This is a genomic window from Pseudomonas sp. PH1b (assembly GCF_000633395.1).
GTDB lineage: Bacteria > Pseudomonadota > Gammaproteobacteria > Pseudomonadales > Pseudomonadaceae > Aquipseudomonas.
The window spans coordinates 423,976-439,579 of sequence record NZ_AYMU01000002.1 but is presented as its reverse complement, the minus strand read 5'-3'; the positions used below and the strand labels follow the sequence as shown (position 1 = coordinate 439,579).

Sequence of the window (15,604 nt, the reverse complement as noted above, 5' to 3'; positions counted from 1 at the left end):
TAATGATACATCGAATACACAAACAAAAAAACCATCGTACAATCTTGACTTTTTAAAAAACAAAAACCATAGAGCCACTCTCGAAGAAGCTACCTATCCAGAGCGTCGGAACCAGACGAATAAAGATCAATCCAACTCATCACAATTTTCTCAAGGGAATAAGTTTCAACAATCCTCAGCCTCGCAAGTTTCCCCAGCCTTCGAGCAGCAGAAATATCCATGTCAAGCCCCTCGCGCATTGCAATCGCAAGTCCTCTTACATCACCAGGCTCAACCAGAATCCCTTGATCGCCAACCACATCTCTGACACCACCACAGTCAGTTGCTACGACAACCCGCTCTGTAGCCATGGCTTCGGCAACAACAAGGCCAAAACCCTCCCACAAGGAAGAAAGTACATAAAGATCAGCAGCGTTATAAAAGTCTGCAACGTCGCTTCTCACTCCAAAGAATGTAACTCTATGAGATATTTTCAGACTTTCAGTTAAAGAAACTAAACTTTCCCTTAAAGCACCCTCACCAACAATCCATAGTCTTGTATTTTGCTCCTCCGCACTGACTACAGCAAAGGCCCTCAAAAGCTCCGGATATCCTTTTGCATCAACAAGCCGACCAACAGCCAGCACGACCTTTTCACAAGCTAAAACGCACTCTCTATTTCTAATAAAAGAGCGTCTTGACTCATCAAATTGAAATTTATCTGTATCTATTCCATTAGGTACTGCCAACATCGAACCGGACTTGACAGCACCTTTAGCCTCAAATACTTTTACTCCGTCATGACTTACGTTAGTAGTTATATCCGCTAAAGAGCCCGTGAGTCGGTAAGCTAACATTCGGAGCTTGCCGCCCTCATTAGTATTGTGTGCGGTACAAATCAACTTCGGTATATAAGTTACAACTCTTACACAGCGGGCTAGCAAGTTTGCGTGAACCATATGACTATGCAGCACATCTGGCGCAAAATCTTTAATAATACGCCTAAGTAGAAAAAGGCTTTTGAGAAGCCCCAAGACAGATTTTTTTATATGAAAACCTACAGTATCAACTGAAACCTCATCGGACAATAAGGCGCCGTCACCCGTCAAGTAGGCTATTTTAACCTTATGACCAAGTATCTGCAGACGCAGAGCCAAATCCAAAACCTGCCGCTCCGCTCCTCCCACATCCAAGCTGGTAATAAAAAATAGAATCTTCATAGAAACCTGTTAAGCAACTTATAATAAAAACATTGAATTGCACGCAAAAAATTCTTAAGCCTATATATATTTTTTTTCTCTCTAAATATTTGGGACCAGTAAAAGATCAAAAAGCCTGTGGGATTTTTTCTCAAGTTCGAAGAGAAGTTTTTAGAGTACCCATCATCAAGGTAGTCAGAGAGATAAATAGCTTTATCACAAAAAAAATATATATCCCCCTCATCACTAATTTTATTCCAAACAAATAATTCAGGAACAAACTTTTCCCCGCTCACAACAGGAAAAATATTTCTTAACAATGCGTCAGTTTTAAAAATATAAGCAAGATCACCTTTAAAAAAATGCCCAGCCTCTGTAGGACTCATAACAATAGGGGAACTGCTCAAACCTGAATTACGACCAATTACATTAAGATTAAAATATGCTCGCCGATAACAGATACCTACTAAATTTTCGCTATCAAGCTCAGATAGCGCACACTCAACATCCTCTACCGCAGTCAAAACCAGTGCGTCATCGCTATCAACAATAAAAACCCACGGCGAATATGCTTCAGCAAATCCGTTATTAAGAGCCACATGCTTACCCGAGTTATCCTGTCGAATAACTCGAATATTGAATGGTGCACAAATAGCAAATTCATTAATTAAATCAAATGTGCCATCAGTGCTACCATCATCAACAATGAGCCACTCAAATGACATGCTGCTCTGTGCGCATAAACTCTGAAAAAGACGAGAAAGCGTCGTTGCCCGGTTGTAGGTTGGAGTTAATACCGTTATCACAATTTTCCCCCTGCACTTTCTTCTCGACCGCCCCTAAAAGCAACAACCAACAGCACCATACACAGCGATATTTCAGCCAATACAAAACCAAATACTACACCAGCGACCCCAAACCAAATAGACATTAACCCTGCCGTCAACATCGACAATATAGAAAAAGTCATCATCCAAAAACTAGTAGCCTTATCTTTTCCCATAGGAATCAAAACACACAAACCTAAGGCTTGATTGGCAAGGCGAAAAGGAATTATCCATACAAACACTCTTAATACATCCTTGGCTACAGTAAAACCTTCGCCCAAGATATTGACAACTAGAAACTCTCCCGATATATAAAAAGTCCCAGCAGCCGCCAGCCCAAAAACAAACATGCCAATCACAACCCACCAGGAAAGCTTTTTTGCCTCACTTCTAGCGGATAGGAATTGGCGATTCAGATAGGGATAAAACCCTATAAGAACAGGATTAACAAATCCTACAAAACCTCGAATAATTTTTTCAGCAGGAACATAGGAAGCTACTGCAACGCTACCTAACATCATTCCAACCAAAGAAGGCCCTGCACTTAGTAAAATATTATTAGAGCTCTTGTAAAGAAAAACATGAAACCCTAACTTTAACTGCCCAACTCCTTCAGCAAAATTCAGTACTGCTTTGCCAAGTAGACGATAGCATAATAAATTCCCAAAAATGGTATTAACAAGCGCCAACCCAGACATAATACCAAGAGCAAGTACAGCATCACCACTATGATGTACGAAGACGTAAAGAGCTAAGAGGCTTATGAAGCGAAGAGCCACCTCAAAGACGACGACCAAAGTTATATTTTCAAGCCCCTGAAAAAACCAAAATGGACTAAATCCAAAAGCCAAAAAATACAGCCCCCCGAAAACTATCAAAGTTACATTATAACTCTCTTTTTCAAATATAAAAAAAAGTACCGCACCGAAAACACATACAACAGAAGAGATCATCAACTTAGCAGACAATACACTTCCGTATATTTTAACTAGGGCACCTACATCATCTCTAGACACAGCCACTTGTCGAGACCCACTTAAGGAGAACCCGTACTCTACGATCAAAGATGATAATAATGCGATAGACTGTATTAAAACTACCTTCCCATATTCTTGTACACCCAAGCTTCGCGCAAGTATCGGGATTTCAAGTATAGGAACCATATAGGAAAAAAATTGTGCAAAAAAAAGCACTCCCATATTTTTGAATAACCGCCTCACCCCACCCTCTCCACAGCTATCAATTTGAGCATTTTCTGCCTCCCGCTTAGCTTACTGACTCTTCTAGACACTCAAAGAGCAGAGCCCACATCATGATACTCAAAGTAGCGAGCTCGAACTTTAGCAAAAAATGCCACAGCAACTGACATTGCTTCGCGCACCACACACCTCATACCAACCAGCCCCAAATCTTTGTTCACAACTAGCAATCAACCTCCACCTGACACTAAAACCTAAAATCTCAACTGAGGGAAAAGCAAAAAGAGGAAAGTATTTGCAAGAAATATATTAAAAATCTACTGTACCTACCCGTCCCACGAAACCAAAAACCAGATCAACGCAATAGCGAAAATCTGGCAATATCCAATTTTCTAAAAAATGCAAAAGGTCATAAATCTTAAAACATATATTATATTTTTATAAAAACAACATTCAAGAATAAGTCACCCCTCACATCAAAATCAGACCTTATTCTCTCAATCCTCTAACTGAATATTCAAGAAATCAGCTATTGAAAAAAAGAAAAAAACTCGCTCGAAAATAACGTATTTCAATCATCTAAAATCATGTATTAAATCTGTTTTACGGGGATCATAGAGTTTCATCATCTTCATTGACACGATCGCGAAGCTCTTTTCCGGGCTTAAAATGCGGTACAAACTTGCCATCCAAACTTACAGATTGACCAGTCTTTGGGTTTCGCCCAACACGTGGAGCACGATAATGCAAAGAAAAACTACCAAATCCTCGGATCTCAATTCGATCACCGGTAGCCAAACACTGCGACATTTGCTCAAGCATCGTCTTGATGGCCAGCTCCACATCCTTGGATGACAGCAGCCCTTGATGGGTGACAATTCGTTCGATCAACTCCGACTTCGTCATATTTTTCCCTTCTTTTTCAAGCAGCTAGGTCAGTGCTCCAAAGGTTTTAGCATGCTCTGAAGGTTTTGAACAGCCCAAGCGGCGACTTGCTGAAACAAACTCTATCCCCTCATCTCGGGCACACCACAAGAAAAAACTTCAGCTGCCCTGTCGACACATCACCAGCATCGTTCGTGTCAGATAACCTGCCGGATTCCAACCAAAAGGGTAATCCCCTTCCTCCTCCTTAGCATCACTGGACCTAGTAATGACTTTATAGCCATTAACGCCGCACTCGCGCGCGGCACGCTTGTAGCACTTATCCCAATCTGAACCCAAGCCTGAACAATCGACCTCTATACCGCTAACCCCACGGACCACGTGGGTCTTTACGCTAGTGGTACACCCAGCCAGAAAAAGAACAATCAAAACACTCACACTCAACCTGCTCATTCCCTTCCTTATGGCAGTTACTGCCTTTCAAATGGTGCACCACTCAGGGGAAGCCTAGACCTTAATGTGCAATCAGCTCACTTATGAAAGAGACAGCCCGTAGCATGTGTTGGTTTCTTCCTTGGTCAAAATCCTCCCTGGCTTTCTTCAGACAATAAAAAAGGGCGACCGAAGTCGCCCTTTTTATGGTCTGACAGAACTTAGTTCTGCTTTTCCATCTGTGCACGCAACAGGTCGCCCAGAGTGGTAGGACCAGCAGCGATATCCGAAGCAGCTGGCTTGTCGCGCAGGCTCTGGATAGCTTCTTTCTCGTCTTCAACGTCTTTCGACTTGATCGAGAGCTGGATTACACGGCTCTTACGGTCAACGCTGATGATCTTGGCTTCAACTTCTTCGCCTTCTTTCAGAACGTTACGCGCATCTTCGATGCGGTCACGGCTGATTTCAGAGGCTTTCAGAGTAGCTTCGATATCGTTGGCCAGGGTGATGATGGCGCCTTTGGCGTCAACTTCTTTTACAACACCCTTAACGATTGCGCCTTTGTCGTTCTCTTGTACGTACTCAGAGAACGGGTCGCTTTCCAGCTGCTTGATACCCAGGGAGATACGCTCACGCTCTGGATCAACAGACAGGATAACGGTGTCCAGCTCGTCGCCCTTCTTGAAACGACGTACGGCTTCTTCGCCCACTTCGTTCCAGGAGATGTCGGACAGGTGAACCAGGCCGTCGATGCCGCCGTCCAGACCAATGAAGATACCGAAATCGGTGATCGACTTGATGGTGCCGGAGATTTTATCGCCCTTGTTGAACTGGCCAGAGAAGTCTTCCCATGGGTTGGACTTGCACTGCTTGATGCCGAGGGAGATACGACGACGCTCTTCGTCGATGTCCAGAACCATAACTTCCACTTCGTCGCCGACTTGTACGACTTTCGAAGGGTGGATGTTCTTGTTGGTCCAGTCCATTTCCGAAACGTGTACCAGACCTTCAACGCCTTCTTCCAGCTCAGCGAAGCAGCCGTAGTCGGTCAGGTTGGTTACACGAGCGGTAACGCGGGTGCTTTCTGGGTAACGGGCTTTGATAGCAACCCATGGATCTTCGCCCAGTTGCTTCAGGCCCAGGGAAACACGATTGCGCTCGCGATCGTACTTCAGAACCTTGACATCGATCTCGTCGCCAACGTTGACGATTTCGGAAGGATGCTTGATGCGTTTCCAAGCCATGTCGGTGATGTGCAGCAGGCCATCGACGCCACCCAGATCGACGAATGCGCCGTAATCGGTGAGGTTCTTGACGATACCTTTGACTTGCTGGCCTTCCTGCAGGGATTCCAGCAGAGCTTCACGCTCAGCGGAGTTCTCGGCTTCGAGGACGCTACGACGGGAAACGACAACGTTGTTGCGCTTCTGATCGAGTTTGATGACTTTAAACTCGAGCTCTTTGCCTTCCAGGTGCGTGGTGTCGCGCACTGGACGGACGTCAACCAGAGAACCTGGCAGGAACGCACGGATGCCGTTAACGTCGACAGTGAAGCCGCCTTTAACCTTACCGTTGATAACGCCCTTGACCACTTCTTCAGCTGCGAAGGCTGCTTCCAGAACGATCCAGCATTCAGCGCGCTTGGCTTTTTCACGGGAGAGCTTGGTTTCACCGAAACCGTCTTCAACCGAATCCAGAGCAACGTGAACTTCATCACCAACATTGATGGACAGTTCGCCAGCATCGTTGTAGAACTGCTCAAGCGGGATAAGTGCTTCAGACTTCAGACCAGCGTGTACGGTAACCCAACGCGCTTGGTAGTCGATGTCGACGATAACACCGGTGATGATGGAGCCTGCCTGAAGGTTCAGGGTTTTTAGGCTTTCTTCAAAGAGTTCCGCAAAGCTTTCGCTCATTTTAATTCCTGTTGATAAGGGCGAAGAATCCGCCCATCTGCCACATCCCAGACGACGTGGGTTACGTTCATATAAAAGAAAGACCGCAGGACTATGACTGGTCCCCTGCAATCTTTCTTGTTCACCCGGCGATATCGCGAATGGCGATCTCGCTCAGAATGCGTTGCAACACCTGATCGATGGACAACTCCGTGGAATCCAGCTGTATGGCGTCGGCCGCCGGCTTGAGCGGGGCTACCGCTCGCTGGGTGTCGCGCTCATCACGCGCACGGATCTCATCTAGCAGACTCGACAGACTAACACCATCGACCTTTCCCTTCAACTGCAAGTAGCGCCGGCGAGCACGCTCCTCGGCGCTGGCCGTCAGGAAAATCTTCAATGGCGCATCAGGAAACACTACCGTCCCCATGTCACGACCATCCGCCACCAGCCCAGGTGGCTCCTGGAATGCGCGCTGGCGCTGCAATAGGGCATCACGCACCGCAGGCAGCGCTGCTACCTGGGAGGCCCAGGCGCCGACCTGCTCATTGCGCAGGTCGTCGGTCACATCATCGCCTTCGAGAATGATCCGCTGCGGATGATTTTCAGTGGCACCAAGGAACTGTACATCCAAGTGAGCCGCCAACAGCTTCAGCGATTCTTCATTGGTCAGATCAACACCATGATTACGCGCGGAAAACGCCAACAACCGGTACAGGGCACCGGAGTCCAGCAGGCACCACCCCAGGTGCCTGGCCAGCTTGCCAGCAATGGTGCCTTTACCCGAACCGCTTGGCCCATCAATGGTGATCACAGGCGCCTGGATGTTCACGACTGAGCCTCTTGTGCAACACGAATCCCCACTTGCGCGCACAGCCCAAGGAAGTTCGGGAACGACGTGGCAACGTTGGCGCAGTCATGGATGCGAATCGGCGCATTGGCGCGCAACGAGGCAACGCTGAACGCCATGGCAATGCGGTGATCGCCGTGGCCATGAACCTCGCCACCACCGATTTGACCGCCATCGATGATAATGCCATCCGCTGTCGGCTCGCACTTGACGCCGAGCGCCAGCAAACCATCAGCCATTACCTGGATGCGATCGGATTCCTTGACCCGCAACTCTTCCGCACCGCGCAGCACGGTACGTCCTTCTGCGCAGGCAGCGGCCACGAACAGAACCGGGAATTCGTCGATCGCCAATGGCACCAGTTCCTCGGGGATCTCGATCCCCTTGAGCTTGGCTGCACGCACATGCAGATCGGCAACCGGCTCACCACCGACTTCACGCTGGTTTTCCAGGCGGATGTCAGCACCCATCAGACGCAGGATATCGATCACACCGGTACGGGTCGGGTTGATTCCCACGTGCTCCAGCACCAACTCGGAACCTTCAGCAATGGATGCCGCCACCAGGAAAAATGCCGCGGAAGAAATATCCGCAGGCACCTCAATATGGGTCGCCTTGAGCTTGCCACCCGATTCAACGGCTGCCGTTGCGCCGTCAACACTCACCGGATAGCCGAAACCACGCAACATGCGCTCAGTGTGATCGCGGGTCGGTGCCGGCTCGGTCACCGAGGTCTTGCCCTCGGCATACAACCCCGCCAGCAGCAGGCAGGACTTCACCTGGGCGCTGGCCATCGGCAAGGTGTAGTTCAGCCCCTTGAGCGGGTGACCACCACGAATCACCATGGGAGGCCGGCCCTGGTCTGCAGTCTCGATGACCGCACCCATTTCGCGCAGCGGATTGGCCACGCGATTCATTGGCCTTTTCGACAACGACGCATCGCCAGTCAGGGTACTGTCGAAGTTCTGCGCGGCCAGCAAGCCGGAAAGCAGACGCATCGAGGTACCGGAGTTGCCCAGGTAGATCGGGCCGGGCGCCGGCTTCAGACCATGCAAACCCACCCCGTGAATGGTCACGCGACCATGATGCGGACCTTCGATCACTACCCCCATGTCACGGAAAGCCTGCAACGTCGCCAGGGCATCTTCACCCTCGAGGAAACCCTCGACTTCAGTGGTGCCCTCAGCCAGGGAGCCGAGCATGATCGAACGGTGGGAAATCGACTTGTCGCCTGGTACACGAATCCGCCCAGTCAGGCGGCCACCAGGATTTGCCAGGAAAATCAGATCGTTGGAGTTCATAGCGTCCACATAGGCCCGGCGGGCCAGGATTTTACCGAAATGCTCGCGGGCAACCCGGGCGCGAGTGAATACGCCCAACAACTGATGCCCGTCCCCTGCATCGACCGCGTCGCGCAGGGCGTCGAGGTCGTTGCGAAATGTATCGAGTGTGCGCAGAACCGCCTCGCGATTGGCGAGGAAGATGTCGTGCCACATGACCGGGTCGCTACCGGCGATTCTCGTGAAATCGCGGAAACCGCCCGCAGCGTAACGGAAGATGTCGAGGTTTTCACTGCGCTTGGCCAGGGAATCGACCAGGCCAAAGGCCAGCAGATGCGGCAAGTGACTGGTCGCCGCCAGAACTTCGTCGTGGCGCTCGACCTGCATATGCTCGACATCGGCCCCCAGCTCGCGCCAGAGCCCATCGACCAACGCCAACGCAGCCGGGTCGGTCTGCTCCAGGGGCGTAAGGATCACCTTGTGCCGGCGAAACAGCTGAGCGTTGGAAGCTTCGACACCACTCTGTTCCGAGCCGGCAATCGGATGTCCCGGCACAAAGCGCGCAGGCATGCCGCCAAAAGCCTCTTTAGCCGCCCGCACCACATTGCCCTTGGCGCTGCCAACATCCGTCAGCACCGCTCGCCCCAGATCCATCCCGGCCAACAACGCCAGCAATTTCTCCATGGCCAGAATAGGCACCGCCAGCTGAATCACATCCGCGCCCTGGCAGGCCAGGCGCAGATCCTCTTCACACCGATCCACCACACCCAAATCGACGGCCAACTGACGCGACTGGGGATCCAGATCGACGCCCACCACTTCACCGCACACACCGCTTTCACGCAGCCCCTTGGCAAAGGAGCCACCAATCAATCCCAGGCCGATCACCACCAGGCGACCGATCATAGGCACAGCAGGTTGCATTGGAATGACATCAACCACGGGCCAGGACCTTGGCCAAAGCCTCAAGGAAACGAGTGTTTTCCGCCGGCAAGCCGATGGTGATGCGCAAATGGTTAGGCATGCCGTAATTCGCCACCGGACGCACGATCACCCCTTCACGCAACAACCCCTGGAACACCGGTGCAGCCTCGCGCCCCAGATCAACGGCAATGAAATTGCCCTTGGATGGAATCCAGCTCAGACCCAAATCGCGAAAACCTGCCTCCAACTGCTGCATGCCCGCCTCGTTCAAGCGACGGCTTTCAGCCAGGTAGTCAAGGTCCTGTACAGCAGCGCAGGCGGCAGCCAGGGCCAGGCTGTTGACGTTAAAGGGCTGGCGCACCCTATTCAGCACATCCGCCACCACCGGAGTCGAAAGGCCGTAACCCACTCGCAAGGCGGCCAGGCCATAGGCCTTGGAGAAGGTCCGCGACACCAGCAGGTTCGGGTAGGCCGCAAGGAAATCCAGGCCGTCCGGCAGATCGCTGCCCTCGGCGTACTCGATATAGGCCTCGTCCAGCACCACCAGCACATGGGCCGGTACGTCCTGAAGAAACTCGTCCAACTCTTCGGCACCGAACCAGGTTCCGGTCGGATTGTTCGGGTTGGCGATGAACACTACGCGGGTTTGCCCATCAATGGCCTTGAGCATCGCCGGCAGATCGTGCCCCCAATTCTTGGCAGGAACCACACGCGCCTGAGCACCAACCGCCTGAGTGACGATAGGGTAGACGGCGAAAGCGTGCTCACTGAACACCGCATTCAAGCCGGGTGCCAGATAGGCACGCGCCACCAGCTCCAGGATATCGTTGGAGCCATTGCCCAGGGTCACCTGGCCGATCTCCACGCCACAGCGTTCGGCTAACAGGGTCTTGAGGGCAAAACCGTTGCCGTCGGGGTAACGGGTCAGCTCGGCCAGCTCATCGCGAATCGCCGCCAACGCCTTGGGGCTGGCGCCCAGCGGGTTTTCGTTGCTCGCCAGCTTGACGATGGTGGCCGGATCGAGGTCCAGCTCACGGGCCAGTTCGTCCACGGGCTTGCCCGGAACGTAAGGCGAAAGTTGTTGCACGCCTGGTTGCGCCAGTGCGAGGAAGTCGCCACTCATTGTTTAAGCCTCAGAGAACCGCTTTTGGGTAGGACCCCAGCACCTTGAGTGCTACGGCTTCCTGACTGATCTTTTCCAGCACACCCTTGACCAATGGATCACGGTGGTGACCAACGAAGTCGATGAAGAACACATAGGTCCATTTGCCACTGCGCGAAGGCCGGGTTTCGATCCGCGTCAGGTCAATACCGTTGTCGTGGAACGGCACCAGCAATTCGTGCAGCGCACCCGGCTTGTTGCTCATCGAGACGATGATCGAAGTCTTGTCGTCGCCGGTCGGCGGCACTTCCTGGCTGCCGATCATCAGGAAGCGCGTGGAGTTGTCCGGACGGTCTTCGATCTTCTCGGCCAGACGGGTCAGGCCGTACAGGCCCGCAGCCATGTCGCCGGCGATCGCCGCCGAGTTCCATTCGCCCTTGACCCGCTTGGCCGCCTCCGCATTGCTGGACACCGCAACGCGCTCGACATTCGGATAATGCGCATCCAGCCACTTGCGGCACTGGGCCAGGGACTGGGCATGGGAATAGATCCGGCTGATGCTGTCGGTCTTGGTGTTCTCGCCCACCAGCAGGTGATGGTGGATGCGCAGCTCGACTTCGCCACAGATCACCATGTCGTGCTCGAGGAAACTGTCGAGGGTGTGGTTGACCGCACCCTCGGTGGAGTTTTCCACCGGCACCACACCGAAGTTCACGGCACCAGCCGCCACTTCGCGGAACACTTCGTCGATCGCCGCCATCGGCTTGCTGATCACGGCGTGGCCGAAGTGTTTCATGGCCGCGGCCTGGGTGAAGGTGCCTTCAGGACCGAGGTAGGCCACTTTCAGCGGTTGCTCCAGGGCCAGGCACGAAGACATGATTTCGCGGAACAGACGCGCCATCTCTTCATTGCCCAGCGGCCCCTGGTTACGCTCCATCACCCGCTTGAGCACCTGGGCTTCACGCTCGGGACGGTAGAACACCGGCACTTCGCCTTCGGCCAGGGAGCCCATCTTGACTCGGGCGACTTCCTGGGCACATCGCGCACGCTCACTGATCAGCTCCAGAACCTTCTCGTCTAGAGCGTCAATGCGCAGGCGCAGGGCCTTGAGTTCTTGCTCAGACATCAGCCGTGTTCCTTCTCGAACTCCGCCATGTAGGCCACCAGCGCATTGACTGCGTTGATGTCCACGGCGTTATAGATGGAGGCGCGCATGCCGCCCACCGAACGGTGGCCCTTGAGGTTCAACAGGCCGCGAGCCTCGGCGCCCACCAGGAACGGCTTGTCCAGACGATCATCGGCCAGACGGAACGGCACGTTCATCCAGGAGCGATCGGTCTTGTTGATCGGGTTGCTGTACAGGCCGCTGGCGTCGATGAAGTCATACAGCGTGCGCTGCTTGGCGTCATTGAGCTTGGCGATGGCTTGCACCCCACCCTGCTCCTTGAGCCATTCGAACACCAGGCCGGACAGGTACCAGGCCAGGGTCGGCGGGGTGTTGTACATCGAGCCGTTGTCTGCCGCGACCTTGTAGTCGAGCATGGTCGGGCACAGTGAGCGGGCGCGCCCCAGCAGGTCTTCGCGAATGATGTTGACCAGGATGCCGCTAGGGCCGATGTTCTTCTGCGCACCGGCGTAGATCATGCCGAAACGGGAGATATCCACAGGGCGCGAGAGGATGTCGGAAGACATGTCGGCTACCAGGGGAACGTCGCCGGTTTCCGGGATCCAGCTGAATTCCAGGCCGCCGATGGTTTCGTTCGGCGCGTAGTGCACGTAGGCCGCGTCTTGCGACAGTTGCCATTCGTTCTGACCGGGAATTGCGAAATAGTCGTAAGGCTTGGCAGTTGCCGCCACATTCACCTGCCCATAGCGGGAGGCTTCTTCAATGGCCTTCTGCGACCAGATACCGGTGTCGATATAGTCGGCCTGGCCGCCTTCTGGCAGCAGGTTCAGTGGAATCTGGGCAAATTGCTGGCTGGCGCCGCCTTGCAGAAACAGCACTTTATAGTTCGAGGGGATATTCAGCAGATCACGCAGATCCTGCTCGGCCTTGGTGGCAATGGAGACGAACTCATCGCTGCGATGACTCATCTCCATGACCGACAGGCCCTTGCCATGCCAATCCAGCAATTCGGCCTGGGCACGCAACAGGACAGCTTCAGGTAGCGCAGCGGGACCTGCGCAGAAGTTATAGGCTCGTTTGCTCACATCCACTCTCGCTATGCATTCACGGTAGCGGACAGAGCAAACACTCTGCCCTGCTACGATTTATTTAGTCTTGCGACTCTTCTTCGCCTGCGGCGTCTGCCTGTTGGCCATCGGCTGCTTCATCCGGATCGGCGGCCGCATCCAGCACGGTGCCTTCGAACTCAGCGCCCTCTTCATCGTCGAACTCGTCGCCCTCGATTTCCGATGGTTCCTGCACCCGCTCCAGGCCCACCAGGGTTTCATCGCTGGCCAGCTTGATCAGGGTCACGCCCTGAGTGTTGCGGCCCAGACTGGAAACCTCATCGACACGGGTACGAACCAGGGTGCCCTGGTCGGAAATCAGCATGATTTCCTCGCCATCCAGCACCTGAACCGCGCCGACCAGACGACCGTTACGCTCGTTGCTGACCATGGCGATAACGCCCTGACCGCCACGCTTGTACTCGGGGAATTCACCGATAGCAGTACGCTTGCCGAAACCACGCTCGGAAGCGGTAAGGATCTGGCTGCCTTCTTCCGGAATCAGCATGGAGATCAGCTTCTGGCCTTCGGCCAGACGCATGCCGCGCACGCCGCGGGCGGTACGGCCCATGGCACGAACGTCGGACTCCTTGAAGCGAGTGACCTTGCCACCGTCAGAGAACAGCATGACTTCGCGCTCGCCATCGGTAATAGCAGCACTGATCAGCACGTCGCCTTCGTCCAGTTCCAGAGCGATCAAACCAACGCTGCGCTGACGGCTGAAGGATTCCAGCGGGGTCTTCTTCACGGTGCCGTTGGCGGTGGCCATGAAGATGTAGTGACCCTGAGTGTATTCCTCTACCGGCAGCATGGTGGTGATGTACTCACCATCATCCAGCGGCAGCAGGTTGACCAGCGGACGACCGCGGGCAGCACGGGAAGCTTCCGGGATTTCGTAGGTTTTCAGCCAGTACACCTTGCCCTTGCTGGAGAACAGCAGCAGCGTGGTGTGGCTGTTGGCGACCAGCAGGTGAGCGATGTAGTCCTCATCCTTGACACCAGTGGCCGACTTGCCTTTGCCGCCACGACGCTGGGCCTGGTACGCAGCCAGCGGTTGGGTCTTGGCATAGCCGCCGTGGGAAATGGTCACTACCCGCTCTTCTTCCGGGATCATGTCGCCCAGGGTCAGGTCGAGGCGGGCATCGAGAATCTCGGTGCGGCGCACGTCGCCGTATTCGGCACGGATCACTTCCAGCTCTTCGCGGATCACTTCCATCAGGCGCGTGGCGCTGTTGAGGATGCGGATCAGCTCGCCGATCTGGTTGAGAATCTCCTGGTACTCGGCCAGCAGTTTTTCATGTTCCAGGCCGGTCAGGCGGTGCAGGCGCAGCTCCAGAATGGCTTGTGCCTGCTCCGGCGACAGGAAGTACTTGCCTTCACGCAGGCCGTACTGCGGATCGAGGTTTTCCGGACGGCAGGAATCTGCACCGGCGCGCTCGACCATGGTCATCACCGCGCTGGACTCCCAAGGGGTGCTGATCAGCGCTTCCTTGGCTTCCGATGGCGTTGGCGAGGCCTTGATCAGGGCAATGACCGGATCGATGTTGGACAGGGCAACCGCCTGGCCTTCGAGGATATGGCCACGCTCACGCGCCTTGCGCAGCTCGAACACGGTACGCCGGGTCACCACTTCACGGCGGTGGCGAACGAAGGCTTCCAGCAGATCCTTGAGGTTGAGGATCCGCGGACGGCCGTCGATCAGCGCCACGATGTTGATGCCGAACACCGCCTGCAACTGGGTCTGGGCGTAGAGGTTGTTGAGGATCACCTCCGGCACTTCGCCACGGCGCAGCTCGATGACCACGCGCATGCCGTCCTTGTCGGACTCGTCGCGCAGCTCGGTGATGCCTTCGAGCTTCTTCTCTTTCACCAGCTCGGCGATCTTCTCGATCAGACGGGCCTTGTTCAGCTGATAAGGCAGCTCGGTGATGACGATCTGCTGGCGGCCACCGACCTTGTCGATGTCTTCGATGATCGAGCGGGCGCGCATATAGATGCGGCCACGGCCGGTGCGATAGGCCTCGATGATGCCTTCGCGACCGTTGATGATCGCCGCGGTCGGGAAGTCCGGGCCGGGGATGTACTGCATCAGCTCGTCGACAGTCAGCTCGGGATTGTCGATCAGCGCCAGGCAACCGTCGATGACTTCACCGAGGTTGTGCGGCGGAATGTTGGTCGCCATGCCCACGGCGATACCGCTGGAACCGTTGACCAGCAGGTTGGGGATCTTGGTCGGCATGACCGCCGGGATCATCTCGGTGCCGTCGTAGTTCGGCACCCAGTCCACGGTTTCCTTGTGCAGGTCGGCCAGCAGCTCGTGCGCCAGCTTGGTCATGCGCACTTCGGTGTATCGCATGGCCGCCGCGTTGTCGCCGTCGACCGAACCGAAGTTACCCTGGCCGTCTACCAGCAGGTAGCGCAGGGAGAATGGCTGGGCCATACGAACGATGGTGTCGTACACCGCGGTATCACCGTGGGGGTGATACTTACCGATCACGTCACCGACAACACGGGCAGATTTCTTGTACGGCTTGTTCCAGTCGTTACCGAGCTCGCTCATCGCGTACAGCACACGCCGGTGCACGGGCTTCAAGCCATCGCGCGCATCAGGCAGTGCCCGCCCGACAATCACGCTCATCGCGTAGTCGAGGTAGGACTGTTTCAGCTCGTCTTCGATATTGACCGGGAGGATTTCTTTGGCCAGTTCGCCCATGAGAAGCCTGATTCCTTTTTCTGGTGAAACTTCGTCACATCCATATGGGACGAACGAAGCTCGCCGCTGCAGGCCTAGTGCCATGCA

The 15,604-nt window shown here is 54.1% G+C and carries 12 protein-coding genes; all 12 read right to left on the bottom strand.

All coding sequences use genetic code 11. The annotated features are described in order from the left end of the window. Positions 1 to 89: 89 nt before the first annotated feature. Complete coding sequence (locus U873_RS34210; protein WP_043274480.1) at positions 90 to 1,199, bottom strand: glycosyltransferase; 1,110 nt, start codon at positions 1,197 to 1,199, stop codon at positions 90 to 92. Continuing rightward, positions 1,196 to 1,984, bottom strand: coding sequence for a glycosyltransferase family 2 protein (locus tag U873_RS34850; RefSeq protein ID WP_063832173.1), 789 nt, complete (start codon positions 1,982 to 1,984; stop codon positions 1,196 to 1,198). Before U873_RS34850 ends, U873_RS34210 begins: the two co-directional genes overlap by 4 nt. After that, positions 1,981 to 3,204 (bottom strand): oligosaccharide flippase family protein, encoded by a 1,224-nt coding sequence (locus U873_RS35000; RefSeq protein ID WP_081818606.1) that lies wholly within the window; start codon positions 3,202 to 3,204, stop codon positions 1,981 to 1,983. The genes U873_RS34850 and U873_RS35000 overlap by 4 nt, the downstream gene beginning before the upstream one ends. A gap of 612 nt (positions 3,205 to 3,816) precedes the next feature. After that, positions 3,817 to 4,110 carry an integration host factor subunit beta gene (gene ihfB / locus U873_RS34720; RefSeq protein WP_051586057.1) on the bottom strand — a complete coding sequence of 98 codons (294 nt, stop codon included), beginning with the start codon at positions 4,108 to 4,110 and terminating at the stop codon, positions 3,817 to 3,819. Positions 4,111 to 4,248: 138 nt separating this feature from the next. Beyond that, entirely contained in the window at positions 4,249 to 4,542 is a 294-nt protein-coding gene (locus tag U873_RS37145; protein ID WP_051586056.1) for a hypothetical protein, read from the bottom strand. A 200-nt stretch (positions 4,543 to 4,742) separates the two neighbouring features. Further along, complete coding sequence (gene rpsA / locus U873_RS0104680) at positions 4,743 to 6,437, bottom strand: 30S ribosomal protein S1 (protein ID WP_007931318.1); 1,695 nt, start codon at positions 6,435 to 6,437, stop codon at positions 4,743 to 4,745. Between the two features lie 121 nt (positions 6,438 to 6,558). Further along, positions 6,559 to 7,248 carry a (d)CMP kinase gene (cmk, locus tag U873_RS0104675; RefSeq protein ID WP_025127128.1) on the bottom strand — a complete coding sequence of 230 codons (690 nt, stop codon included), beginning with the start codon at positions 7,246 to 7,248 and terminating at the stop codon, positions 6,559 to 6,561. After that, positions 7,245 to 9,452: a bifunctional prephenate dehydrogenase/3-phosphoshikimate 1-carboxyvinyltransferase gene (locus U873_RS0104670; protein WP_025127127.1), complete on the bottom strand. Its 2,208-nt coding sequence runs from the start codon at positions 9,450 to 9,452 to the stop codon at positions 7,245 to 7,247. Before U873_RS0104670 ends, cmk begins: the two co-directional genes overlap by 4 nt. 28 nt (positions 9,453 to 9,480) lie before the next feature. After that, complete coding sequence (gene hisC / locus U873_RS0104665; protein WP_025127126.1) at positions 9,481 to 10,593, bottom strand: histidinol-phosphate transaminase; 1,113 nt, start codon at positions 10,591 to 10,593, stop codon at positions 9,481 to 9,483. A gap of 10 nt (positions 10,594 to 10,603) precedes the next feature. Then, on the bottom strand, positions 10,604 to 11,698 hold the full coding sequence (gene pheA, locus U873_RS0104660; RefSeq protein ID WP_025127125.1) for a prephenate dehydratase: 1,095 nt from the start codon (positions 11,696 to 11,698) through the stop codon (positions 10,604 to 10,606). Continuing rightward, positions 11,698 to 12,783, bottom strand: a complete 1,086-nt coding sequence (gene serC, locus U873_RS0104655) for a 3-phosphoserine/phosphohydroxythreonine transaminase (RefSeq protein WP_025127124.1) — start codon at positions 12,781 to 12,783, stop codon at positions 11,698 to 11,700. The genes pheA and serC overlap by 1 nt, the downstream gene beginning before the upstream one ends. 64 nt (positions 12,784 to 12,847) lie before the next feature. After that, a complete protein-coding gene (gene gyrA, locus U873_RS0104650; protein ID WP_025127123.1) occupies positions 12,848 to 15,517 on the bottom strand; it encodes a DNA gyrase subunit A in 2,670 nt (889 codons plus the stop codon). Between the last annotated feature and the right edge of the window lie 87 nt (positions 15,518 to 15,604).

Coding starts and splice junctions, on each gene's coding strand:
- hisC (WP_025127126.1), bottom strand. CDS start 10,593: ATGAGTGGCGACTTCCTCGCACTGGCGCAACCAGGCGTGCAACAACTT.
- rpsA (WP_007931318.1), bottom strand. CDS start 6,437: ATGAGCGAAAGCTTTGCGGAACTCTTTGAAGAAAGCCTAAAAACCCTG.
- U873_RS34210 (WP_043274480.1), bottom strand. CDS start 1,199: ATGAAGATTCTATTTTTTATTACCAGCTTGGATGTGGGAGGAGCGGAG.
- gyrA (WP_025127123.1), bottom strand. CDS start 15,517: ATGGGCGAACTGGCCAAAGAAATCCTCCCGGTCAATATCGAAGACGAG.
- ihfB (WP_051586057.1), bottom strand. CDS start 4,110: ATGACGAAGTCGGAGTTGATCGAACGAATTGTCACCCATCAAGGGCTG.
- pheA (WP_025127125.1), bottom strand. CDS start 11,698: ATGTCTGAGCAAGAACTCAAGGCCCTGCGCCTGCGCATTGACGCTCTA.
- U873_RS0104670 (WP_025127127.1), bottom strand. CDS start 9,452: ATGATCGGTCGCCTGGTGGTGATCGGCCTGGGATTGATTGGTGGCTCC.
- U873_RS35000 (WP_081818606.1), bottom strand. CDS start 3,204: ATGGGAGTGCTTTTTTTTGCACAATTTTTTTCCTATATGGTTCCTATA.
- U873_RS37145 (WP_051586056.1), bottom strand. CDS start 4,542: ATGAGCAGGTTGAGTGTGAGTGTTTTGATTGTTCTTTTTCTGGCTGGG.